Source organism: Bradyrhizobium sp. Kon10, from assembly GCF_055807395.1.
Genome location: NZ_JBVVOZ010000030.1, coordinates 1 through 18,230 on the forward strand (window position 1 = coordinate 1; position 18,230 = coordinate 18,230).

The 18,230-nt window shown below is 65.0% G+C and carries 15 protein-coding genes; 9 read left to right on the forward strand and 6 right to left on the reverse strand.

Annotation, left to right across the window (positions count from 1 at the left end; genetic code table 11):
• Positions 1-237 precede the first annotated feature (237 nt).
• Positions 238-1,365 carry a threonine synthase gene (locus tag AC0L2O_RS29175; protein WP_473372164.1) on the reverse strand — a complete coding sequence of 376 codons (1,128 nt, stop codon included), beginning with the start codon at positions 1,363-1,365 and terminating at the stop codon, positions 238-240.
• Between the two features lie 338 nt (positions 1,366-1,703).
• On the opposite strand from AC0L2O_RS29175, the gene AC0L2O_RS29180 reads away from it, so the two are divergent.
• From AC0L2O_RS29180 to upp, 3 genes are all read left to right on the forward strand, one after another.
• Positions 1,704-2,960 (forward strand): GTP cyclohydrolase II, encoded by a 1,257-nt coding sequence (locus AC0L2O_RS29180; protein ID WP_473372165.1) that lies wholly within the window; start codon positions 1,704-1,706, stop codon positions 2,958-2,960.
• Positions 2,961-2,967: 7 nt separating this feature from the next.
• Positions 2,968-4,206: a URC4/urg3 family protein gene (locus tag AC0L2O_RS29185; RefSeq protein ID WP_473372166.1), complete on the forward strand. Its 1,239-nt coding sequence runs from the start codon at positions 2,968-2,970 to the stop codon at positions 4,204-4,206.
• Between the two features lie 167 nt (positions 4,207-4,373).
• Positions 4,374-5,003, forward strand: coding sequence for a uracil phosphoribosyltransferase (upp, locus tag AC0L2O_RS29190; RefSeq protein WP_369721223.1), 630 nt, complete (start codon positions 4,374-4,376; stop codon positions 5,001-5,003).
• 75 nt (positions 5,004-5,078) lie between these two features.
• Here upp and AC0L2O_RS29195 read toward each other — a convergent pair whose 3' ends face one another.
• From AC0L2O_RS29195 to AC0L2O_RS29205, 3 genes are all read right to left on the reverse strand, one after another.
• Positions 5,079-5,570: a DUF305 domain-containing protein gene (locus AC0L2O_RS29195; RefSeq protein ID WP_369721222.1), complete on the reverse strand. Its 492-nt coding sequence runs from the start codon at positions 5,568-5,570 to the stop codon at positions 5,079-5,081.
• Between the two features lie 122 nt (positions 5,571-5,692).
• Positions 5,693-6,802, reverse strand: a complete 1,110-nt coding sequence (locus tag AC0L2O_RS29200) for a M48 family metallopeptidase (RefSeq protein ID WP_473372167.1) — start codon at positions 6,800-6,802, stop codon at positions 5,693-5,695.
• A gap of 3 nt (positions 6,803-6,805) precedes the next feature.
• Positions 6,806-7,951, reverse strand: a complete 1,146-nt coding sequence (locus tag AC0L2O_RS29205) for a YjgN family protein (RefSeq protein ID WP_369721220.1) — start codon at positions 7,949-7,951, stop codon at positions 6,806-6,808.
• Positions 7,952-8,318: 367 nt separating this feature from the next.
• Between AC0L2O_RS29205 and AC0L2O_RS29210 the strand changes: the two genes are divergently transcribed.
• Both AC0L2O_RS29210 and AC0L2O_RS29215 read left to right on the forward strand, forming a co-directional pair.
• Complete coding sequence (locus AC0L2O_RS29210) at positions 8,319-9,584, forward strand: cytochrome P450 (protein ID WP_473372168.1); 1,266 nt, start codon at positions 8,319-8,321, stop codon at positions 9,582-9,584.
• A gap of 179 nt (positions 9,585-9,763) precedes the next feature.
• The gene (locus AC0L2O_RS29215) at positions 9,764-11,038 is read left to right on the forward strand and encodes a cytochrome P450 (RefSeq protein WP_473372169.1); all 1,275 of its coding nucleotides are present in this window, start codon (positions 9,764-9,766) and stop codon (positions 11,036-11,038) included.
• Between the two features lie 257 nt (positions 11,039-11,295).
• On the opposite strand, the gene AC0L2O_RS29220 is transcribed toward AC0L2O_RS29215, so the two are convergent.
• Positions 11,296-12,216 (reverse strand): LysR substrate-binding domain-containing protein, encoded by a 921-nt coding sequence (locus tag AC0L2O_RS29220; protein ID WP_473372170.1) that lies wholly within the window; start codon positions 12,214-12,216, stop codon positions 11,296-11,298.
• Positions 12,217-12,341: 125 nt separating this feature from the next.
• Here AC0L2O_RS29220 and AC0L2O_RS29225 point away from each other — a divergent pair, with 125 nt between their 5' ends.
• The 4 genes from AC0L2O_RS29225 (at position 12,342) to mdlC (ending at position 17,230) form a co-directional block, all read left to right on the forward strand.
• The gene (locus tag AC0L2O_RS29225; RefSeq protein ID WP_473372171.1) at positions 12,342-13,511 is read left to right on the forward strand and encodes an acyl-CoA dehydrogenase family protein; all 1,170 of its coding nucleotides are present in this window, start codon (positions 12,342-12,344) and stop codon (positions 13,509-13,511) included.
• Between the two features lie 10 nt (positions 13,512-13,521).
• The gene (locus tag AC0L2O_RS29230; RefSeq protein WP_473372172.1) at positions 13,522-14,625 is read left to right on the forward strand and encodes a CaiB/BaiF CoA transferase family protein; all 1,104 of its coding nucleotides are present in this window, start codon (positions 13,522-13,524) and stop codon (positions 14,623-14,625) included.
• Between the two features lie 14 nt (positions 14,626-14,639).
• Entirely contained in the window at positions 14,640-15,491 is an 852-nt protein-coding gene (locus AC0L2O_RS29235; protein WP_473372173.1) for an HTD2 family dehydratase, read from the forward strand.
• Between the two features lie 116 nt (positions 15,492-15,607).
• Complete coding sequence (gene mdlC / locus AC0L2O_RS29240; RefSeq protein WP_473372174.1) at positions 15,608-17,230, forward strand: benzoylformate decarboxylase; 1,623 nt, start codon at positions 15,608-15,610, stop codon at positions 17,228-17,230.
• Positions 17,231-17,399: 169 nt separating this feature from the next.
• Here the strand turns inward: mdlC and AC0L2O_RS29245 are convergent, their stop codons facing one another.
• Complete coding sequence (locus tag AC0L2O_RS29245) at positions 17,400-18,194, reverse strand: SDR family oxidoreductase (protein ID WP_409190423.1); 795 nt, start codon at positions 18,192-18,194, stop codon at positions 17,400-17,402.
• Positions 18,195-18,230: the final 36 nt, after the last annotated feature.

Genomic DNA, 18,230 nt, shown 5'->3' on the forward strand with positions numbered 1-18,230 from the left:
CTGACAGCAAAAAAAGCCCGCGACGCACCTCAAGCGCCCGCTCGCCCCTCTGTGCAAAGCCCTCACAAGGGGAGAGGGTGGATCGCCGCGGCAGCGGCGAGACGGGTGAGGGGTATGTCTCCGCGATTGACCCTTTTGCGATCGAGTCCGCGGAGAGACACCCCTCATCCGGCGCTTCGCGCCACCTTCTCCCACAAGGGGAGAAGGGAAGGGCCACTACTAGCCGGAATGCCACTCCTACTGCACGAGATCGGCGACCGTGGTCGCGGCTTTCAGCCCGGTGCCGGTGAGGACCGCGACCGTGGTCTCGGTCGCCTTGATCGCTCCGGTCGCGGAGAGCTTGTCCAGCGCCGCGGCTGCGCTGGCGCTGGTCGGCTCGGCGAACAGGCCCTGCCGTGCGAGGCGGCGTAGCGCGGCGACGATCTCGTCCTCGGTGAGCGCAACCGTGCCACCGCCGCTTTCGCGCAATGCTGCGATGATCTCGCGCAGCCGCAGGGGATTTTTGATGGCGGTGCCCTCGGCGATGGTCTTCTGCACCTCGCGCGGCACCGGCGTATCGACGCCGGCCTTGAAGCTTGCGTCGATCGGCGAGCAGTTCAGAGGCTGCGCCGCAAACAGCCGCGGCAGTCTTGCAATCTGGCCGGCTTTCAGCAACTCGCGGAAGCCGAAGGCACACCCCAACAGGCTGCTGCCGGCGCCGACGGGAACGATGACGTTGTCGGGCGCGCGAAAACCAAGATCTTCCCAGATCTCGTAGGCGAGCGACTTGGTGCCTTCGAGGAAAAACGGTTGCCAGTTGTGGCTGGCGTAAAAAGTCTGGCTGGACTGCCGGATCGCTTCCGCCTCCGACTCCTCGCGCGGCCCCTCGACCAGCTGCACCGTGGCGCCATAGGCGCGCACCTGCGCGATCTTGGCCGGCGACGTCGAGGCGGGCGCCAGAATCTTCACGCGCATGCCGCCGGCGGCGCCAAGTCCTGCCATCGACGAACCGCCGTTGCCGGACGAGTCCTCCAGAATGGCGTCGACGCCGATCTGCCGCAGGAACGACAGCATCACCGCAGAGCCCCTGTCCTTGAAGCTGCCGGTCGGGTTGAACCATTCGAGCTTGAACAACGGCCGCAGCTCGCCCCAGTCCTGCGCGACCAGCGGCGTGCAGCCTTCGCCGAGCGTGATCGGCTTTGCGATCCCGATCGGCAGCGCCGCCCGGTAGCGCCAGAGCGATCGCGTCCGGCCGTCGATGTCCTCGCGCGAGATCCCTGCCCCCGGCGTCACCAACAGCGGCGTGCGCTGGTCCGAGCACCAGCGCGGCTGGTCGAGCGGATAGAGCTGTCCGTTGCGGGGGTCGATATAGGCGACGGAAGGCATGGCGGTCTCCAAGGCTGGGCGATCTCTACGTTTGGTCTGATGACAGGTTTTGTCCAGGATTCGACGTCGGCCGGGCAAACCACGCTCAGGCCCTTGAAAACACGAAAAATAGAAATACCTCAAGCCCTTAGGCCTAGCGCACGGGTAGAGCGGCAACATCGCTGGCGCGAGGCGCGGCGTTCGGCGCTAGCTCCTGCCGAGCCGCACCGCACGATTAACTTGTCTGTCGTCCCTCGCCGCTACAATATGTTGGATTGCGCCGCCGGTGTCCGCGCCGGCAGCACGACTGAGCCAGGCCCGTCCGAGCGGCGGGCCGTTGGCTTTTTGGGAGTTTGGCCATGAGCCGCGCGAACCGTACCGACCACATCCGTCTCACCTCCCATCCGGAGCCGGGCCGGAAGGCCGCCTTTCCGATTCACTGGGGCGCAGCCGACGCACGCAGCCGCGGGCCGATCATCGGTACGGTGTCACGCGCGCAGGACCGCAACGTGATCGGCAGCCATGGCGGCTCCTACGCGATGTACCGCGCGCTCGCCGTTTCCGCCGGCGCACTCGATCCGATCCGACGCCCTGACCTCACCAACACGTTTCCGGCCGCGACCATCGGTCCGTTCGAGCAATGGCGCGATCCCGCAAAAATCGTCGCGCTCGATCCCTGGGGCCATCTCGTCGCGGAGAATTTCGGCAAGGACATCGCCGAGGGCATCGATATCCGCCCGAGCATCGCGGTGACGCGGGCGCGGCTCGACCTGCCCGAGATCCGCGAGGCGCTGGCCGCCAAGCGATTGCGTGCCGACGGCGATGTCGTGCACGCCAATGGCAGCGTGTCCGTGGTCAAGATCGCGATCGATCCGGTCTGGTATCTGCCCGGCCTCGCGGAACGCTTCGGCACCAACGAGACCGAGCTGCGCCGTACGCTGTTCGAGCAGACCGCCGGCATGTTCCCCGAACTGGTCACGCGGCCGGACATGAAGGTGTTTCTGCCGCCGATCGGCGGCACCACCGTTTACATGTTCGGCGACGTCACCAAGCTGCCCGACCATCGCACCAAAATCACCTGCCGCGTGCACGACGAGTGCAACGGCTCGGACGTGTTCGGCTCCGACATCTGCACCTGCCGGCCCTATCTCATCCACGGCATCGAGGAATCCGCGCGCGGTGCGCAGGAGGGCGGGCTCGGGCTCGTCATCTACAACCGCAAGGAAGGCCGCGCGCTCGGCGAGGTCACGAAATTCCTGGTCTACAACGCGCGCAAGCGCCAGGAGGACGGCGACGCCGCCGCGGCCTATTTCGAGCGGACCGAATGCGTCGCCGGCGTGCAGGATGCACGCTTCCAGCAATTGATGCCGGACACCATCCACTGGCTGGGCCTGAAGCGCATCGACCGCTTCCTGTCGATGAGCGACATGAAGCACGACGCGCTGACCTCGCAGGGCATCGACATCGTCGAGCGCGTGCCGATTCCGCCCGAGCTCATTCCGGCCGACGCCTATGTCGAGATCGCAGCGAAGAAAGCCGCCGGCTATTACTCGACCGACCTTGCGCCGGAGAAGGACGTCAACGGCGTGGTCGGGCGTTCGCTGGAAAAGTATTGATCGATTGATGTCGGATTCTTTGGAACGAGAGGCCCGCTCGCTGCTCAGCGCAGGAGCGGTTCGCGCGCGTGCCGGCGAGATGCTTAAGATCGGCCTTGCCGGCGGGCTGACGCATTTCACGATCGATCTGGGTCGCATGGACGGCGTGGCGGACGCAGTGGTCGCGGTGACGCGCAAGGCCTATTCGACACTCGATATTCCCTTCCATGCGCGCTGGCGGCATTTCGTGTTTGGCGGCACCGACCGCTGGGCGCGGCTTGCGGATGCGGCATCCTGGCCCGACCGCGCGGCGCGGGCGCGCGCAGAGTTCGACCTCGCCATCACCAGCGTGTTGCTCGATGCCGGGGCGGGCGCGACCTGGCGCTACCGGGACGCGGTGACGGGAGATGGCATTGGCCGATCCGAGGGGCTTGCGATTGCCAGCCTCGACATGTTCGCGAGCGGCCTGTTTTCCGGCGATGCACGCGCGCCCTTCAGGGTTGATGCGAACGTGCTCGCAAAGCTGCCGCTCGCCGCGCTCACATCCGCTTTTCAAGTCACCGATGCCAATCCGCTGCTGGGCCTCGAAGGACGCACGGATCTGCTGCGACGACTGGGCAAGCAGGTCGCGGCCCGTCCGGACGTTTTCGGCTTGCACGACACGCCTCGGCCGGGCGGCCTGTTCGATCACATCGCAGCACAGGCGGTGGACGGCGCCGTCGCCGCGCCCACCATCCTGTCCGCGGTGCTGAACCAGCTCGGACCGATCTGGCCGTCGCGGCTTGAGCTCGCGGGCGTTCCGCTCGGCGATTGCTGGCGTCATCCGGCGCTCAAGGCGGATGACGCCACCGCGGGCCTCGTGCCCTTGCACAAGCTGTCGCAATGGCTGAGCTACTCGCTGATCGAACCGCTGCAGCGCGCGGGCCTGGAAGTGACCGACATCGACGGCCTGACCGGGCTTGCCGAATACCGCAATGGCGGCCTGTTCGTCGATCACGAGGTGCTGCGCCTGCGCGATGCCGCTGATGCCGACCGCGCGCACGCAGTGGACTCGCTGCTCGTCGTCGAATGGCGCGCGCTGACCGTGGCATTGCTGGACCGGCTTGCCGCGCTAGTTCGTGCCAAGCTCGGCCGCACGCCGGAGTCCCTGCCGCTCGCCAGCATTCTGGAAGGCGGCACCTGGGCCGCCGGCCGCGCCATTGCCTTTGCGCGCCGTCCCGATGGTTCGCCGCCGCTCAAGGTGATCAGCGACGGCACGGTTTTTTAAACCCTCTCCCCTTGTGGGAGAGGGTGGCTTCGCGAAAGCGAAGCCGGGTGAGGGGTTGCTTCCGCGGGCACATCTCTCTTTGGAATTCGCGGAGACGACCCCTCATCCGGCGCTTCGCGCCACCTTCTCCCACAAGGGGAGAAGGGAAAAAGCAAGAGCATACGATCATGGAAGGCGTCACGGTCGTCGATCATCCACTGGTCCAGCACAAGCTGACGCTGGTGCGGGACAAATCGATTTCGACGAAGTCATTCCGCGAGCTGATCAAGGAGATCGGCATGCTGTTGTGCTACGAGGTGACGCGCGACCTGCCGCTCACGGATGTGGTGGTCGACACGCCGCTGGCGCGGATGCATTCGGCCAAAATCGCCGGCAAGAAGCTGGTGTTCGTGCCGATGCTGCGCGCCGGCACCACCTTTGTCGACGGCATGATGGACCTGGTGCCGACCGCGCGTGTCGCGCATATCGGCCTCTACCGCGAGCCGCACAGCTTTGCCGCGGTCGAATACTTTTTCAAATCGCCATCCGATCTCGGCGAGCGGCTCGCGATCGTCGTGACGCCGGTGGTGGCAACTGCGAATACGGCCGTGGCCGCGATCGACCGGCTGAAGGAGCGCGGCGCCAAGGATATCCGGCTGGCCTGCCTGATCGCAGCACCAGAGGGACTTGAACGGCTGCGCGGGCTGCATCCGGACGTCCCGATCTGGACGGCCGCAGTCGATGAGGGCCTCGACGAGAACGGCTTTATTCTCCCGGGCCTCGGCGATGCCGGCGACCGCGCTTACGGCACGCGGTAGGCACCTGGTTCGCCGAGCGTCCCCACAGGCTCGCTCCACTCCGGTTGCGCTGGCGAGGCGATGCCCGCGCTCCCGTCAGGTCGGCGGTCTCGCCGGCAGATCCTTTGCATCTGCCGGCGCCGGCTTCTCCTTCAGGTCGGAGATCAGACGTTTCATCTCGCCGATCTCCCGCACCTGCGCCTCGATGATGCCGTCAGCCAGCTTGCGAACGCGGGGATCGCGGATGTGCGCGCGTTCACTCGTCAGCACCGCGATCGAGTGATGTGGAATCATGGCTTCCATATAGGCCACGTCGGTGACGGTCTGCTGACTGCGAACGAGCCAGAGCGAGATTGCGAACACGGCGGTGCTGACGGCGACAATCCCGATCTTCGCCGCCGGGTTCCTGTACATGCCCCACATGAAACCCAGCATCACGACAGCCATGACGGCTCCCATCAGAAGCGCCATCCAGGTCCGGGTCTGGCTGTACCAGACGTGGTCCAGAGCAAACGTGTTGAGGTACATCAGCCCGAACATGATCACGGTGGAAACCGCGATCATTGCGGCGAAGCGGGTGTAAGTCATATGGAACATCCTCATCATTGTCGGAGAGGATATGCCCGTCCGGAGCGATTGTTCCTCTTCCGCGAACTTGGGACGCTGGACTGCCTCTGCATCTACGGCCCGCGGCATTGGCCGCGAGCGGATCAGATCTTTCCGCTGCCGCAAATCTCCTTCAGCGATCGCCATTCCGCATCCGTCAGCAGCGGCGGACCGCTTGCGGGTCGATCTTCCCTGGTCATGCGGGCGAGGCGGTCCTCGGTGAGCGGATGGCTTGCCAGGATTGAGGTGAGGCCGCCGCCTTCCTTGCCGGTGATGCGGAACATCAGTTCGGCCGCGGGCTTCGGCGAGCGGCCGAGCGCATGCATGATGTCGATGGCGAACGTATCGGCGTTGGTTTCGGCCTCGCGCGAATAGGAGGCTTCGACCACGCTGCGCGAGGCGAAGATCACGGCGGACGAGCCGGTGACGTCGCCGAACAACAGGCCGATCAGGAACGAGGTGCCGCCGTTGTAGATCAGGCCGCGTATGTTGTCGTGATGCTTGAGATGGCCGAGCTCGTGGGCGAGAATCCCGGCGATCTCGTCGGGATTTTCGGCCTTGTCGAGCAGACCTTTCAGCACGAAGACCTTGCCGCCCGGCAGCGCGAACGCGTTCGGCACCGAGGTCGGCAGCACGCCCGCGGTCATGGAATCGTCGTCAAGGCCGGCGGCGTCGCGCAGGCGGTTGACCAGCTTGGAGAAGGCCGCCTGACCGGCCGGGTCGCTGCAAGTTGAGCGGCCGAAGATGGTCTTCACCTGGACCTCGGACGCATCGCCGATGCGCCGCTCGATCGGTTTCGGCACCAGCGGCGCGAGACGGTCCGCGGCCAGCGGCACGCCAAACAGCACGACGCAGACGATGGAAACGGCCGCCGCCACCGACCAGCCCACGATTTTTGCGACACCGCGACCTGTGGTCTGGTGCTCATCGAGACGGGCGCAGCGGGCGACCACCTCGGAGGCCAGCGCAATGTCGCGGATCTCGAGCCGCGCAAGTGGCGGCGCGCCGTTGCAGGCGAGACGCAGGACGCCGGCCGGACTGTCGGCGCGGCGGATATCGCCGTACGCCCAGCGAACCATCGGCGCGCCCTCCTCGACAATCTCGAGCGCATCACCCAGCATCAGCTTCACCTGCCGCTTGCGGCTCGACACGCCGTCGAAAAAGATCGTCGGCTTGGCGGACTGCGCCACGTCTTCCGCAGACACATCGCTCACAGATTAGAACCCCGCAACATCGAGACCATCCGCAAAGCCTTCGCCTAGCGCGCTGGCAAGCTCGCCACGACCCTGCACGTCCGCCGCCGTGCCGATGTCGTGCATTTGAAGCGTTTCGAGCACCTTCGCCCAGATGTCGTGCTGGAGATACATGCGCATGACGACGTTCATCGCCAGCACCGCGGCAAGATAGCCGATCACCATCACCACCATAAGCGGAATGCTTCGTACGATCTCGTCGGGTCCGGCAAGCGCCGGTCCGGCCGCAGTGACCAGCCCGAGGGCACCGGCGATGTAAAGTCCGAACAGGGCGCTCAGCAGCATCCACCAGCCGATCACTTTCCAGTACAGGCCGTAGAATGCGTTGTGCGGCAACTCCGAGGACACGCTCACACCGCCGATGCGAATGCCATCGAGCCACCAGCGCCATTCGCGCGCCTTGAACTCGGCGTACACAAACGGGGCGAGCGGGAAGATGACGATCGCGATGGGGGTGAGCAGCCACAGCCACCAACCCCGTTTGAAGAACGTCCAGCCGTCGCCTTCGAAATCGCCTTGGAGATCGCCGAAATGCGTGTGCCGCATTTTGTAGCGCTCCAGCGACGCCTCGCGCCATGGCAGCGCCAGGCCCAGCGTCAGGAACACCAGCAAGCCCCACAGCATGGCGCGGAACGAATAGGCCCAGCCCGACCCGTCCATCCAGAACCGCACGCCGCGCCAGACCGTGCGCGTCAGGCGGTAGCGCCGCGCGCGAAAAATCGCGAACTGGCCGAAGGCATAGAAGCTGATGAACAGCGGCGTCGAGGCAAAGCCCTGCCAGCGCTCGAACTCGATGCCGACCAGGAAATAGGCCAGGTAGATCGGCACGAGAATGGCGAGCGCGAACAGGAATCCGATCAACAACTCCTTAGCCCGGCCGGTATATTCCGCGGCGTCGCCATCGATCGAGGTGTTCGACCAGAGATGCCTGCGAATGTCGGTGACGAGCCAGAACCGGTAGAAGCCGAAAGTGACGAGCTCGAGCGCCGCGCCTTTGGTGACCAGCCTGCGAAACGCGCTGCGGTCGCCGCTGAAGTCGATGCGCGCGGACGGCAGCGGCGGCGGGATCGGTTGGGGCGGGCCAACGGGAGCCCATTGCAAATCGTTCACGGCAGCAACCTCCGGATGCGGACATGATCCGCTCAAACTATAGATCAGAGGTTGGTCGATCCCCAAGATGGGTGGGTTCGATTTTGCCTCGGTTTCGATCGTTTTTTGGCGCGTTTCCGCGGGCGAGGGCGTGCGCGAGATCACGTTCGCGAATGTCCCGTAGCCCGGACGGAGCGCAGCGCAATCCGGGACAGCGGCAGTGGCGGCCCGAATCCCGGATTACGCTTCGCTCCATCCGGGCTACAGCACCATGCCGTGTGGCAAAACTCGCCCTTGCCCCGACGCAGACAACGGGCTGTAATTGCAAGTCAAATACCGCAGAGCAGAATTCAAGAACATCACGCGGTTCAGGTCAGGGAGAGCGGTCATGCATGGGACCATCGAGAGCACGGCGAAGCTCGAGGCATTGCGCGAGCGCGCCTCGTCATTGCCGCTGGAGCAATTCGATCCAGGCGATCCGGAGTTGTTCAGGACCGATACGTTCTGGCCCTATTTCGATCGCCTGCGCCGTGAAGATCCCGTGCATTATTGCAAGGATTCGATGTTCGGGCCGTACTGGTCGGTGACGCGCTACAACGACATCATGGAGATCGAGACCAACCATTCGGTGTTCTCCTCGGCCTCCGCGCTCGGCGGCATCACCATCCGCGACATCGATCCGGACCTGCGCCGCGAGAGCTTCATCTCGATGGATCCGCCGCGCCACGCGGCGCAGCGCAAGACCGTGGCGCCGATGTTCACGCCGACGCATCTGGACAATCTCGCGCTCAGCATCCGCACCCGCTCGGCCGAATGCCTCGACAAGCTGCCCGTGGGCCAGGAGTTCGACTGGGTCGATCAGGTCTCGATCGAGCTCACCACGCAGATGCTTGCGGTGCTGTTTGACTTCCCCTGGGAGGACCGCCGCAAGCTGACGCGCTGGTCCGATGTCGCGACAACCATTCCCGGCCCCGACGGCCTCGTCGCCACCGAAGAGGAACGGATGGCCGAACTCGGGGAATGCGCGGCTTACTTCGCGCGCCTCTGGAAGGAACGCGCCGAGCAGCCGCCGAAGAGCGACCTGCTCTCGATGATGGCGCACAGCGACGCGACGCGCCACATGGATGCGAAAAACTTCCTCGGCAATCTCATTTTGTTGATCGTCGGCGGCAACGACACCACCCGCAACACCATGTCCGGCTCGCTTCTCGCACTGAGCCAGCATCCGGAGCAATATCGCAAGCTGCGCGAAAACCCCGCGCTGCTCGATAGTTTCGTGCCGGAGGTGATCCGTTGGCAGACGCCGCTGGCGCATATGCGCCGCACCGCGCTCGCCAATTTCGAGTTCCGCGGCAAGCAGATCAAGAAGGGTGACAAGGTCGTGATGTGGTACGTCTCGGGCAACCGCGACGCGGAGGCGATCGAGAAGCCCTACGATTTCATCATTGACCGCGCCCGCCCGCGGACGCATCTCTCCTTCGGCTTCGGCATCCACCGCTGCGTCGGCCTGCGGCTTGCCGAACTCCAGCTCAAGATTATCTGGGAAGAGATTCTCAAGCGTTTCGACCATATTGACGTGGTCGGCGAACCGAAGCGGGTCTATTCCAGCTTCGTAAAGGGTTTGGAAACGCTGCCGGTGAAGATTGCGGCTTAGGGCGATGAGCCCGAATGAAATCCACGGGGAAGCTGCGCCCCCTCCCCCGCTTGCGGGGGTTGGGGAGAGGGTGCCTCCCCAATCGATAGCCCCCCAAGAGGAAAAAGTCCTCACCCGGCGCTGCGCACCGACCTCTCCCGCAAGCGGGAGAGGTTAGAAAACCAACTGGAGCTACCAACATGAATATCCAGACTCCGGTCAAAGCCGACAAGGCCGAACGCATGCGCAAGGCGCGAGAGGAGGCTTACGCGACGCCGCTGGCGCAATTCCATCCCGGCGCGCCCAGGCTGTTCCAGGACGACACGCTGTGGCCGTGGTTCGAGCGGCTGCGCAAGGAAGAGCCGGTGCATTACTGCACCAACGCGCCGATCGAGCCCTACTGGTCGGTGGTGAAATACAACGACATCATGCATGTCGACACCAATCACGGCGTCTTCTCCTCCGACTCGACGCTCGGCGGCATCGGGATCCGCGACGTGCCGGAGGGCTATGACTGGCCGAGCTTCATCGCGATGGACCAGCCCAGGCATTCGTCGCAGCGCAAGACGGTGTCGCCGATGTTCACGCCGACGCATCTGGACGAGCTCGCCAAGCTGATCCGCCAGCGCTCGCAAACCGTGCTCGACAATCTGCCGCGCAACGAGACCTTCAACTTCGTCGAGCGCGTCTCGATCGAGCTGACGACGCAGATGCTGGCGACGCTGTTCGACTTCCCCTGGGAAGAGCGGCGCAAGTTGACGCGGTGGTCGGATGTCGCGACCGCGCTGCCCAAGAGCGGCATCGTCGAATCCGCGGAAGCGCGCCGACGCGAGATGGACGAGTGCTACGCCTACATGTCGAAGCTGTGGAACGAGCGCGTCAATTCGGCGCCGCGCAACGATCTGCTGTCGCTGATGGCCCATAGCGACGCCACCCGTTTCATGGACCCCGACAACCTGATGGGCAACATCATCCTGCTCATCGTCGGCGGCAACGACACCACGCGCAACACCATGACCGGATCGGTGCTGGCGCTGAACGAAAACCCCGAGCAATACGACAAGCTGCGCGCCAATCCGGCGCTGATCGACACCATGGTGCCCGAGGTGATCCGCTGGCAGACCCCGCTCGCCCACATGCGGCGCACCGCGCAGCAGGATACCGAGATCGGCGGCAAGCACGTCAAGAAGGGCGACCGCGTGGTGATGTGGTACGTCTCCGGCAACCGCGACGAAGAGATGATCGACCGCCCGAACGAGTTCATCATCGACCGGCCGCGGCCGCGTACGCATCTCTCCTTCGGCTTCGGCATCCATCGCTGCGTCGGCATGCGGCTCGCCGAGCTCCAGCTGAGAATCGTCTGGGAAGAGATGCTCAAGCGCTTCGACCGCATCGAAGTGGTCGGCGAGCCGAAGCGGATCTATTCAAGCTTCATCAAGGGGTATGAGTCACTGCCGGTGAGGATTCCGGGGTAGAGCGCGCGCTATTCGACAGGTGCATCCTCAACCTCAGCTGTCATGCTCCGCGAAAGCGGGGCATCCAGTACGCCGCGGCTTCTCGGTTCAAGCACTGCGGGCTCTGGAATACTGGATTGCCCGCCTTCGCGGGCAATGACACCGAGGGTGGATTAAGAGCGGACGACTCCACCCCAGCTATAAAATTCCGGCATGACAGCTCGCACAACATGCGATGGGTCGCACACGGCGTACTGTCCTAAACCGCACCGGCGCAGCTAACTCAATTTGATGTCCCACACGCCGTCCTTGCGGCAGGCGGCGACTTCGTCGCGCAGGAGTGCGGTGATGGCGAGCGAGGCGGTCGAGGCCGGGCGGTCGATGGGAGAGGCGAAAATGAGCTCGCGCGTCATCGGCTTTGACACGGGTGCGGTTTCCAGCCGCCCTTCCGCGACCTCGCCGTGCACCGACGAAGGCGGCAACAGCGCGAAGCCGAGACCTTCCTCGACCAGGCTCGTGAGCACGCGAAACGAATCCGCCTCGAGCTGGACGTCGAGCTTGATCTTGCGCTGCGCGGCCGCATGCTCGATCAGCGCGCGAAGGCCGTGCGAATGACTGGGCAGCACCAGCTGCTGCCGCAACAGCCAGCCGACATCGACGCTCTTCTTGCGCGCGAGGCCGCAGCCGCGCGGGCCGACCGCGACGATGTTGTCGCGGCCGAGGCTCTCCACGTTGAGATGCAGGTCGGCCGAACGGCCGTAGAGGATGGCGAGATCCATCTCGCCGCGATGCAGCCATTCAACCAGGTGGCCGCTGTAGCTCTCGACGATGCGCAGCGAAATGCCGGGAAATGTTTCGACACAGCGCCGCGCAAAGCGCGCCGACAGCACGCAGCTGACGGTCGGAACCAGGCCGAGCACGACCTGTCCCGACGGCGGCCCCTTGGCCGACTGGATGTCATCGCGGATCTGGTCGATCTGGCGCACGATGCCGGAGGTCCGCGCCAGCAACAGGCGGCCGGCCTCGGTCAGGACCATGCCGCGGCCGTTGCGCGTGAACAGCTCGACGCGCAGCTCATGTTCCAGCAGCTTGATCTGCCGGCTCAGCGCCGGCTGCGCCACGCGCAGCGTGTCCGACGCCTTGGAGAGGCTGCCGAGCTCCGCCACGCAACTGAAGGTCCTGAGCTGCCGGAAGTCCATGCTTGCCAATCCTGGAAGGCTAATCCATACGCTATAGCAAATGAGCATAGGGGGCTGGCGTTGTTTTCACAACGCCGCAGGATCGGCCGGCGTTATCTTAACCGCCGAACCCAACGGGAAACGCCATGAGTGACGACCACCACAGCGAAGATCACGCCGACATCCGCGAAGCCGTCGCAAAGCTGTGCGCGCAGTTTCCCGGCGAATACTGGCGCAAGCTCGACCGCGAGATGGCCTATCCCAAGGCGTTCGTCGACGCGCTGACAGAGGCCGGCTATCTCTCGGTGCTGATCCCCGAGGAATATGGCGGCGCGGGCCTCAAGCTCTCGGCGGCGGCCGCGATCCTCGAAGAGATCCAGCGCGCCGGCTGCAACGGCGGCGGCTGCCACGCCCAGATGTACACGATGGGCACCGTGCTCCGGCACGGCAGCGACGAGCAAAAGGCAAAGTATCTGCCCAAGGTCGCCAGCGGCGAATTGCGCCTGCAAGCCTTCGGCGTCACCGAGCCGACCAGCGGCACCGATACGACCTCGCTGAAGACCTTCGCGCGCAAGGACGGCAACGCCGGCTATATCGTCAACGGCCAGAAGATCTGGACCAGCCGCGCCGAGCATTCCGACCTGATGCTGCTGCTGGCGCGGACCACGCCGAAGGACGAGGTCAAGAAGCGCACCGACGGTCTTTCGGTCTTCATCGTCGACATGCGGGAGGCCAAGAACAAGGGGCTGGAGATCCGTCCCATTCGCACCATGATGAACCACGCCACCACCGAAGTGTTCTTTACCGACATGAAGGTGCCCGCCGAAAACCTGATCGGCGAGGAAGGCAAGGGCTTTCGCTACATCCTCTCCGGCATGAATGCCGAGCGGATCCTGATCGCTGCCGAATGCGTCGGCGACGCCAAATGGTTCATCGAGAAGGCCACGAATTATGCCAAGGAGCGCGCGGTGTTCGGCCGGCCGATCGGCCAGAACCAGGGCATTCAGTTTCCGATCGCCAAGGCCTACGCCGCGATGCGCGCGGCGGAGTTGATGGTGAAGGAGGCGACGCGCAAATACGAGGCCGGGCTCGACTGCGGCGCCGAGGCCAACATGGCCAAGATGCTGGCGGCGGATGCGTCCTGGGAAGCGGCGAATGCCTGTGTCCAGACCCATGGCGGCTTCGGTTTTGCCGAGGAATACGACGTCGAGCGCAAATTCCGCGAGACGCGGCTCTATCAGGTGGCTCCGATCTCGACCAACCTGGTGCTGTCCTTTATCGCCGAGCATGTGCTCGGCATGCCCCGCTCGTACTGAGGCAGCCATCATGGGAGCACTTGACGGGATCAGGGTGATCGCGGTCGAGCAGGCGGTGGCCGCGCCGTTCTGTTCGTCGCGGCTGGCCGACGCCGGCGCGGAAGTCATCAAGATCGAGCGGCCGGAGGGCGATTTCGCCCGCGGCTATGACGCGGCGGCGAAAGGCCTGAGCAGCTATTTCGTCTGGCTCAACCGCGGCAAGCAATCGGCCGTGGTCGATCTCGCCACCAGCGAAGGACGCGCCGAGCTCGAAAAGCTGATCGCGAGCGCCGACGTGCTGGTGCAGAACCTCAAGCCGGGCTCGATGGACAAGCTCGGCTTTTCGCGCGAGCGCTTGCTCAACGACTATCCGAAGCTGATCTCGTGCACCATCACCGGCTATGGCGACGAGGGCCCTTATGCGCACCGCAAGGCTTATGATCTCCTGATCCAGGCCGAGAGCGGGCTGGCCTCGATCACCGGCAATCCCGACGGTGCCTCGCGCGTCGGCATGTCCATCGTCGACGTCGCCACCGGCGCCACCGCGCATGCGGCGATCCTGGAGGCGCTGATCGCGCGCGGGCGCACCGGCAAGGGCGCGGACATCCGCATCTCCATGTTCGACGTCATGGCGGATTGGTGCACCGTGCCGCTGCTCAATTCGGAGGCCGGCAATCCGCCGAAGCGCATGGGCCTGCGCCATCCCTCGATTGCACCCTATGGCGTGTTCACCTCGAAGGACGGCAAGGACATTTTGATTTCGATCCAGAGCGAGCGCGAGTGGAAGACGCTCTGCGCCGAAGTGCTGGACCAGCCGAACCTGCCTGCGGACTCCCGCGTCGCCAACATGGTCGAGCGCGTCCGCAATCGCGATTTCACCGACAAGACCGTTGCCGACGCTTTTGGCAAGATGACGCGCGACGAGTTGCTCAAGCGCCTGTCCGATGCCGACATCGCCTTCGCCGAGGTCAACACCATGGCCGACCTCAGCAACCATCCGCATCTGCGCCGCATCGAGGTCGACACGCCGAACGGGCCTGTCAGCTATCCGGCGCCGGCGCCGATCATCGTCGGCGAGACCCGCGCTTACCGCGCCGTGCCCGGCATCGGCGAAAAGCCAAAGTCCAGGACATAACAGAGCGAGGCGTCATGACCGAGCAGCTCGACATCGATCATCTGCGGCAATGGACCGGCCGCAGCACGGAGGCCACCGACATCGTTACGGCGCAGCTGGTCAAGGGTCTGCGCGCGACACTTTTTCAAGACCCGGGCGAGCCCAACACGGGCGACGCGGCGCCGTTCACGGTGCATTGGTGCCTGGCGCAGCCGGTGTTTCCGATGTCGATGCTCGGTCCCGACGGACATCCCACGCGTGGCGGCTTCCTGCCGCCGGTGCCGCTGCCGCGCCGGATGTGGGCGGGCGGCGAGATCGAGTTTTTGCAGCCGCTGCGCGTCGGCGATGAATCGACGCGGACCTCGCGCATTGCCGACGTGACGGTGAAGACCGGCTCGACCGGCACGCTGTGCTTCGTCTCGGTCGAGCACAGCATCTCCTCGCCGCGCGGCATCGCCATCCGCGAGCGGCAGGACATCGTCTATCGCGAGATGACGACCACCGCACCAGCGGCGGCAAAAGCCCCGCCTCCGCCGCCGCAGGCGCAGCATCGGGAGAGCCATGTCTCCGATCCCGTGCTGCTGTTTCGATACTCCGCGCTGACTTTCAACGGCCACCGCATCCATTACGACCGCGACTACGTTACCAAGGTCGAGGGCTATCCCGGCTTGATCTTCCACGGCCCGTTGCAGGCGGCGTTCATCGTCGAGCTGGCGGCGAAACTCCGCGGCGGCACAGCGCCGAAGAAGTTCACCTATCGCGGCTTGCAGCCGCTGTTCGAGGGCACGGAGTTTTCCATCAACGCAAATGAGACCGACACGGGCATGGAGCTGTGGACCGCCAATGCGGAGGGGCAACCGACGATGAAGGGAACGGCGGTATGGTGAGTTTGTCATTCCGGGGCATCGCGCAGCGATGAACCCGGAATCTCGAGATTCCGGGTTCGATGCTTCGCATCGCCCCGGAACGACGCCATGACAATAAGCATTCGGGGACGGAAACGATGTCGAAGAACGGCAAAGCCACGAGCAAATCCGTCACCGTCAAGCAGGCGACACTCGACCTGCTGCGCTCCTTCGGCATTAAGAAGGTCTTCGGCAATCCCGGCTCGACCGAGCTGCCGTTTCTGAGCGACTGGCCCGACGACATCGACTACGTGCTGGCGCTCCAGGAGGCCTCCGCGGTCGGCATGGCCGACGGCTACGCGCAGGCGACGCGCAATGCCGGCTTTGTCAATCTGCATTCGGCAGCCGGCGTCGGCAACGCGCTCGGCAACATCTACACCGCGCATCGCAACCAGACGCCGCTGGTGATCACCGCGGGCCAGCAGGCGCGCTCGATCCTGCCCTTGCAGGCGTTTCTCTATTCCGAGCGCGCGTCGGAATTCCCGCGGCCTTATGTGAAGTACAGCGTCGAGCCGGCGCGACCCGAGGACGTGCCGGCGGCGATCGCGCGGGCCTATTACACCGCGATGCAGCCACCCTGCGGGCCGACCTTCGTCTCGATCCCGATCGACGATTGGGCGCATGCCACAGTGCCGCTCGAAGCGCGCAAGGTCAGTCGCGAGATCGGGCCCGAGCCGGACGCGATGAAGGCGCTGGTTGCGGCGCTGACGTCGAGCAAGCACCCTGCCCTCGTCGTCGGTCCCGGCGTCGACCGGGCCGGCGCGGTCGATCTGATGGTGCGCGTTGCCGAGAAGACCAAGGCGAGCGTCTGGGTCAGCCCGTTCTCGGCGCGCTGCTCGTTCCCCGAGCGTCATCCGCAGTTCGCGGGATTCCTGCATGCCTCGCCCGCGCAGCTGTCCGATGCGCTGCGCGAGCACGATGTGATCGTCGTGATCGGCGCGCCGGTCTTCACCTTCCATGTCGAGGGCCACGCCGCGATCTTCGACGGCGGCGCGACGATCTTCCAGATCACCGACGATGCGGATGCGGCGGCGGTGACGCCGGTCGGCACCAGCATCATCGCGACGATGAAGCCGGCGCTGGGCGCGCTGCTCGAGCTGTTGCCGGAGAGCAAACGGGCGGCGCCAAAAGGCCGTACCTTGCCGCCTGCGCCACAGGCTGCCGATCCACTGCCGGTCGAATTCCTGCTGCATTCGCTGGCGCAGGCGATGCCCGATGGCGCCTCGCTCGTCGAGGAAATCCCCTCGCACCGGCCGGCGATGCAAAAATTCATGCCGATGCGCGGCCAGGACAGTTTTTACACCATGGCGAGCGGCGGCCTCGGCTACAGCCTGCCCGCCGCCGTCGGCATGGCTCTCGGCAAACCCAAACAGCGCACGGTGTGCCTGATCGGCGACGGATCGGCGATGTATTCGATCCAGGCGCTGTGGACCGCCGCGCAGCGAAAGCTGCCGCTCACCATCGTCGTCATCAACAATTCCGGCTACGGCGCGATGCGCTCGTTCAGCCAGGTGATGCAGGTGCGCAACGTGCCCGGGCTGGAATTGCCGGGCATCGATTTCGTCCGGCTCGCCGAAGGCATGGGCTGCGATGCGGTGCGGGTGAGCAAGGCGGCGGAGCTGGGCGGAGCGTTACAGCGCGCGATGGCGTTCGAGGGGACGAGCCTGCTCGAGGTGGTGGTGGATTCGGCGGTACCGGTGCTGTACGGGCAGAAGCACTAGGGGCGCGTGCCGTATCCACATCGTCGTCCTGGCGAAAGCCAGGACCCATTACCCCGGGAAGTAGATTGGCCAAGATTCGTCGTTCGGTACCTCTACCGCGGCAAGATCGGTAGACCTCGCGGTATGGGTCCTGGCCTTCGCCAGGACGACACCGAAATTGTGGCCCCGCCTATTCCCCCAACTCGTCCCGCATCCGGGCCTGGATCTTGGCCATGCCGCCGATCCAGCGGTCGTAATTCTCGGTCTTCTTGCGCATGTAGCCGAGCACTTGGGGGTGCGGCAAGATCAGGAAGGTCTCCTGCTCGAGGCCGGCGAGGACATCTTTCGCCACCTGCTCCGGCGTGAGGTCGCCGTCGCCGGATTGCGGGCCCTTCGGGATCGAGCGCAGCATGTTGGTGTCGACGCCCTGCGGGCAGAGGATCGAAACGCGGATGTTGTGCGCCTTGTGCGAGATCGCGAGATTTTCGGCGAAACCGACCGCGGCGTGCTTGGTGGTCGAATAAGCCGGGCTGCCGACCTGCGACAACAGGCCCGCGGCCGAGATGGTGTTGAGGAAATAGCCGCCGCCGCGCGCCTTCATGCGCGGAACGAGATGCCGCGCCGCATAGACATGGGCCATGACGTGGATCGCCCAGCTTCGTTGCCAGGGCTCGTCCGAGGCGCCACCGGCGTTCACCGACATCGGATCGAAGCCGCCGCCGATGCCGGCATTGGAGCAGAACAGATCGATCGGCCCGAACTGGCGCTCGGTCTCCTCGATGACGTGGGAGATGTCCTTTTCCTGCGCGACGTCGCATTTGAAGGCCGCGCCATCGACCATGGCAGCGACCGCCCTTGCGCCGGCGGCCTCCATGTCGGCAACCACGACCTTGGCCGCGCCGGCGTTGTGAAAAGCCTCGCACATCGCCTTGCCGATGCCGTTGGCGCCGCCCGTGACGACCACGATTTTGCCGGTCACCTGCATGCGACGTCTCCCCTTTTCTTTTGGCTTTGCTTAGAC

Coding starts and splice junctions, on each gene's coding strand:
- AC0L2O_RS29235 (WP_473372173.1), top strand. CDS start 14,640: ATGACCGAGCAGCTCGACATCGATCATCTGCGGCAATGGACCGGCCGC.
- AC0L2O_RS29245 (WP_409190423.1), bottom strand. CDS start 18,194: ATGCAGGTGACCGGCAAAATCGTGGTCGTCACGGGCGGCGCCAACGGC.
- AC0L2O_RS29230 (WP_473372172.1), top strand. CDS start 13,522: ATGGGAGCACTTGACGGGATCAGGGTGATCGCGGTCGAGCAGGCGGTG.
- mdlC (WP_473372174.1), top strand. CDS start 15,608: ATGTCGAAGAACGGCAAAGCCACGAGCAAATCCGTCACCGTCAAGCAG.
- AC0L2O_RS29220 (WP_473372170.1), bottom strand. CDS start 12,216: ATGGACTTCCGGCAGCTCAGGACCTTCAGTTGCGTGGCGGAGCTCGGC.
- AC0L2O_RS29175 (WP_473372164.1), bottom strand. CDS start 1,365: ATGCCTTCCGTCGCCTATATCGACCCCCGCAACGGACAGCTCTATCCG.
- AC0L2O_RS29195 (WP_369721222.1), bottom strand. CDS start 5,570: ATGACTTACACCCGCTTCGCCGCAATGATCGCGGTTTCCACCGTGATC.
- AC0L2O_RS29210 (WP_473372168.1), top strand. CDS start 8,319: ATGCATGGGACCATCGAGAGCACGGCGAAGCTCGAGGCATTGCGCGAG.
- upp (WP_369721223.1), top strand. CDS start 4,374: ATGGAAGGCGTCACGGTCGTCGATCATCCACTGGTCCAGCACAAGCTG.
- AC0L2O_RS29215 (WP_473372169.1), top strand. CDS start 9,764: ATGAATATCCAGACTCCGGTCAAAGCCGACAAGGCCGAACGCATGCGC.
- AC0L2O_RS29180 (WP_473372165.1), top strand. CDS start 1,704: ATGAGCCGCGCGAACCGTACCGACCACATCCGTCTCACCTCCCATCCG.
- AC0L2O_RS29225 (WP_473372171.1), top strand. CDS start 12,342: ATGAGTGACGACCACCACAGCGAAGATCACGCCGACATCCGCGAAGCC.
- AC0L2O_RS29185 (WP_473372166.1), top strand. CDS start 2,968: ATGTCGGATTCTTTGGAACGAGAGGCCCGCTCGCTGCTCAGCGCAGGA.